Source organism: Kitasatospora sp. NPDC057512 (assembly GCF_042802135.1).
Classification (GTDB): Bacteria; Actinomycetota; Actinomycetes; order Streptomycetales; family Streptomycetaceae; genus Kitasatospora.
The window spans coordinates 1-3,498 of record NZ_JBHVET010000815.1 but is presented as its reverse complement, the minus strand read 5'-3'; the positions used below and the strand labels follow the sequence as shown (position 1 = coordinate 3,498).

4 protein-coding genes are annotated in these 3,498 nt (G+C 73.6%); all 4 read right to left on the bottom strand.

The genetic code is table 11. The features are described from left to right. Window positions 1-29: 29 nt before the first annotated feature. From aroQ to aroC, 4 genes are read right to left on the bottom strand one after another with little or no spacing between them, the layout of a single operon-like run. On the bottom strand, window positions 30-458 hold the full coding sequence (aroQ, locus tag ACFU6K_RS34180; RefSeq protein WP_049653999.1) for a type II 3-dehydroquinate dehydratase: 429 nt from the start codon (window positions 456-458) through the stop codon (window positions 30-32). 8 nt (window positions 459-466) lie between these two features. Beyond that, window positions 467-1,558, bottom strand: coding sequence for a 3-dehydroquinate synthase (aroB, locus tag ACFU6K_RS34175; RefSeq protein ID WP_380669752.1), 1,092 nt, complete (start codon window positions 1,556-1,558; stop codon window positions 467-469). Next, window positions 1,551-2,072, bottom strand: a complete 522-nt coding sequence (locus ACFU6K_RS34170) for a shikimate kinase (RefSeq protein WP_380669750.1) — start codon at window positions 2,070-2,072, stop codon at window positions 1,551-1,553. The genes aroB and ACFU6K_RS34170 overlap by 8 nt, the downstream gene beginning before the upstream one ends. Then, window positions 2,069-3,253 carry a chorismate synthase gene (aroC, locus tag ACFU6K_RS34165; protein ID WP_380669748.1) on the bottom strand — a complete coding sequence of 395 codons (1,185 nt, stop codon included), beginning with the start codon at window positions 3,251-3,253 and terminating at the stop codon, window positions 2,069-2,071. Before aroC ends, ACFU6K_RS34170 begins: the two co-directional genes overlap by 4 nt. Between the last annotated feature and the right edge of the window lie 245 nt (window positions 3,254-3,498).

Here is a 3,498-nt window from a genome sequence, read left to right as displayed (position 1 = left end):
GGTCCGCCGCCGGGCCACCGCCCGTACCCTCAGCGGGTGGTGAGCCGCTCGGCCAGCGCGCGCAGCGCCAGCTCGTACGAGCCGAGCCCGAAACCGGCGATGGTGCCGGAGGCCACCGCGGCGATCACCGAGGTGTGCCGGAAGGTCTCCCGGGCGTACGGGTTGGAGATGTGCACCTCGATCAGCGGCGCGGTGCGCTGGGCCGCGGCGTCCCGCATCGCGTACGAGTAGTGGGTGAACGCACCGGGGTTGATCACCACCGGCACCTGCCCGTCGGCCGCCTCGTGCAGCCACTCCACCATCTGCTGCTCGGAGTTGGTCTCGTGCACCTCGACCTCGAAGCCGAACTCCTTGCCCAGCGCGGTGCAGCGCTCGACCAGTCCGGCGTACGAGGTGGCGCCGTAGACGTCCGGCTCGCGGCTGCCCAGCCGGCCCAGGTTGGGGCCGTTGAGCACCATCACCCTGGTCACGCCGAGACCTCCGCGTACGCGGCGACCAGCAGCGACGGGTCGGGGCCCTCCAGTACGGAGGTCTTGCCGAGGCCGTCCAGCACGATGAAGCGGATCAGGTCGCCGCGCGACTTCTTGTCGATCTTCATCGCGTCCAGCAGCTTCGGCCAGGCGTCCGCCCGGTAGCTCAGCGGCAGGCCGACCGAGGCCAGCACGGTGCGGTGCCGGTCGGCCGTCTCGTCGTCCAACCGCCCGGCCAGGCGGCCGAGTTCGGCGGCGAAGACCATGCCGATGGAGATCGCGGCGCCGTGCCGCCACTTGTACCGCTCGTTGCGCTCGATGGCGTGGCCGAGGGTGTGGCCGTAGTTGAGGATCTCGCGGCGGCCGGACTCCTTGAGGTCCCCGGAGACCACGTCGGCCTTGACCTGGATGGCGCGGCGGATCAGCTCGACGGTGTGCGGGCCGGACGGGGTCTTGGCACCCTCGGGGTCGGCCTCGATCAGGTCGAGGATGGCCGGGTCGGCGATGAAGCCGCACTTGATGACCTCGGCGAGGCCGGAGACGTAGTCGTGCCTGGGCACGGTCTCCAGGGTGTCGAGGTCGGCCAGCACGCCCACCGGCGGGTGGAAGGCGCCGACCATGTTCTTGCCCTCGGCGATGTTGATGCCGGTCTTGCCGCCGACGGCCGCGTCGACCATGCCGAGCAGCGTGGTGGGCATGGAGATCCAGCGCACCCCGCGCAGCCAGGTCGCGGCGACGAAGCCGGCCAGGTCGGTGGTGGCGCCGCCGCCGAGGCCGACGACGACGTCGCTGCGGGTGAAGCCGGTCTGCCCGAGCACCGACCAGCAGTACGCGGCGACCTCGGCGCTCTTGGCGTCCTCGGCGTTGGGCACCTGGAGCACGATGGCCTCGTAGCCCTCGCCGAGCAGGTCCTCGCGGATCGCGTCGGCGGTGGCGGCGAGCGCCTCCGGGTGGATGAGCGCCACCCGCTTGGCGCGGGTCCCGATCAGCGGCGCCAGCTCACCGAGCAGCTGGTGCCCGATCAGCACGTCGTACGGGTCGTGGCCGGCGCTGCCGCCGACGTGGATCCTGACGGTGGTGTCAGTCATGGGGGGTCTTCAGCTCCAGTGCTTCCAGTACGGCGTCCGCGACCTGTTCCGGGGTGCGCCCGGCGGTGTCGACCACGGCGGTGGCCACCTCCAGGTAGAGGGGGCGGCGGGCCTCCATCAGCTCGCGCCAGCGGGCCCGCGGGTTGACGGCCAGCAGCGGGCGCGGGGCGTCCAGGCCGACCCGCTTGACCGCGTCGGCGAGCGGGACCTCCAGGAGGACCACCGGCAGCTCGTGCAGCAGCGCGCGGGTGGCCTCGGCCATCACCGCGCCGCCGCCGAGCGCCAGGACCCCGTCGTGCCCCTCGGCGGCGGCGCGCACGGCGGCCGCCTCCAGCGCGCGGAAGCGCGGCTCGCCCTCGTCGATGAAGATCTCCGGGATGGGCTTGCCGGCCGTCGCCTCGATGTCGGCGTCGGTGTCCCGGAAGCCGACGCCCAGGCGCTCGGCCAGCACCCGCCCGACGGTGGACTTGCCACTGCCGGGCGGGCCGACCAGCACGACAACGGGGTTCGTCATCGGATGATCAGGTTGTCGAGGTAGCCCTGCACGTTGCGGCGGGTCTCGGAGACGTTGTCGCCGCCGAACTTCTCGTTGACCGCGTCCGCCAGCACCAGCGCGACCATCGCCTCGGCGACGATGCCCGCGGCCGGGACCGCGCAGACGTCCGAGCGCTGGTGGTGGGCCTTGGCCGGCTCGCCGGTGCGCACGTCCAGGGTCTGGAGCGCCCGCGGCACGGTGGCGATCGGCTTCATCGCGGCGCGCACCCGCAGCACCTCGCCGGTGGACAGTCCGCCCTCGGTGCCGCCGGAGCGGCCGGAGGTGCGCTTGACGCCCTCGGCGGTCGGGACGATCTCGTCGTGGGCCTGGGAGCCCGGCACCCGGGCCAGCTCGAAGCCGTCGCCGACCTCGACGCCCTTGATCGCCTGGATGCCCATCAGCGCGGCGGCCAGCCGCGCGTCCAGCCGGCGGTCCCAGTGCACGTGCGAGCCGAGGCCCACCGGCACGCCGTACGCCAACACCTCGACCACGCCGCCGAGGGTGTCGCCGTCCTTGTGGGCCTGGTCGATCTCGGCGACCATCGCCTTCGAGGCGTCGGCGTCCAGGCAGCGCACCGGGTCGGCGTCCAGCTTCGCCTCGTCCGAGGGCAGCGGCACCACGCCGGCCGGCGCCTTGGCGGCGGCCAGCTCGACCACGTGGCTGACGATCTCGACCCCGGCCACCTCACGGAGGTAGGCGCGGGCGACGGCGCCCAGCGCGACCCGGGCGGCCGTCTCGCGGGCGCTGGCGCGCTCCAGGATCGGCCGGGCCTCGTCGATCGAGTACTTCTGCATGCCGGCCAGGTCCGCGTGGCCGGGCCGGGGGCGGGTGAGCGCCTCGTTGCGGGCCAGGCCCGCCAGGACCTCGGGGTCGACCGGGTCGGCCGACATGACCTGCTCCCACTTCGGCCACTCGGTGTTGCCGACCATGATCGCGACCGGGCTGCCCATGGTCAGACCGTGCCGGACACCGCCGAGGAAGGTCACCTCGTCCTGCTCGAACTTCATCCGCGCCCCGCGGCCGTAACCGAGCCGGCGGCGCGCCAGCGCGTCGGCCACCACGTCGGTGGTGACCGGTACACCGGCGGGCAGGCCTTCCAGCGTCGCGACGAGTGCGGGGCCGTGCGACTCCCCCGCCGTCAGCCAGCGCAACGTACCCAACGGAGCTCCTTCATCAGCGGACCGGACCACGGCACCGCCGGGGCCCGCCCCGGGCGTGCCTTTTGTACCTGAATCCTTTCATGCCCCAGCGGCACCCGGGGGCACAGTCCGCGTGACGGACAGCAACCGGCCACGATCCGGCCGGGAACCACCCGGGAAACCGGACGGAGGGCGGGCGGACACCCGGCCGTAGGACCGGGCCCGCGCCGCGGGCCCGTCCACCGGGGTCCGTCCAGGTCCACCCG